Origin of the sequence: Streptomyces sp. SID14436 (genome assembly GCF_010548465.1) — a bacterium.
GTDB lineage: Bacteria > Actinomycetota > Actinomycetes > Streptomycetales > Streptomycetaceae > Streptomyces.
Genome location: NZ_JAAGMD010000822.1, coordinates 1 through 852, shown reverse-complemented (window position 1 = coordinate 852; position 852 = coordinate 1). Strand labels below are relative to the sequence as shown.

Below are 852 nucleotides of genomic sequence, written 5' to 3'. Positions count from 1 at the left end.
GGGGTCCGCGGCGGCGGGGTCGTCGGCGCGTTCCCGCCGGACCCGTTCACGGCCGGCGTCACCGGCGCCGGGCTGTGCGGGCACGCGGAACCCCGCACCCGCGGGCGCGGCCGCTCTCCGGGCCTCAGCGCCGTCCCCCGTCTTCTCCCCCGTCCTGATGGAGCCCTGCGCACCGTGCTTCACGGGTTCCCCTCCGGACGTTTCGGTACTTGAGGCCATTACGACGGGTTGTTACCCGGCAGTCAAGCACGATACGGCCACAGACCCCCCCGGTTCACATCCGCGCGATCTTCGGTAAGGTGAGCCTTACCTTTCAAGCGGCCTCCACGGGCCGGTCGACGCGAGTGAATGGGTGGTCCCATGCCTGTGCCCGGTTCGGCCGTCACCGACGCGTACGCCCGTCTGGCGGAGGTCTTCCCGGCACTGGCCGTCACGGTACTCGGCGCCGGCGAGGACGTCCCCCGGGGCGGTGGCTGGATCCCGGCCGCCGATCTGGCCGCGGGCGGACCGGAGCTGGAGACCTTCCTCGCCCTGGACGACACCCAGGTGCAGCGGGACTACGGACAGCGGGCCCGGCCCGACGTGATCGCCAGCTTCGGCCTGCACCGCTACGCCTGGCCCGCCTGCCTGCTGATCACCGTGCCGTGGTTCCTTCAGCGCCGGGTGCCGCGCTACCCCGTGTCCCACGTCTCGTTCGACCGCACCGCGCCCGGCCTCGCCGTGGGCCGCATGGCCGTGCGCCCGGACGGCTTCGCCTGCCTGCCCGGCGACCCGGCGGCGGCCCTGCCCGGCGCCCGCGTCGTGCCGGACGAGGAAGCCCTGCGGGCCGAGGTGCGCACGGCCGTCGCCGAG

General features: G+C 74.4%; 2 pseudogenes. One reads left to right on the top strand and one right to left on the bottom strand.

Annotated features, from left to right (window positions below):
- Positions 1 to 183 (bottom strand): annotated as a pseudogene (locus G3I53_RS33495) (hypothetical protein); the annotation flags it as partial.
- Positions 184 to 360: 177 nt separating this feature from the next.
- Here G3I53_RS33495 and G3I53_RS29990 point away from each other — a divergent pair.
- Positions 361 to 852, top strand: a pseudogene (locus G3I53_RS29990) (iron-sulfur protein); the annotation flags it as partial.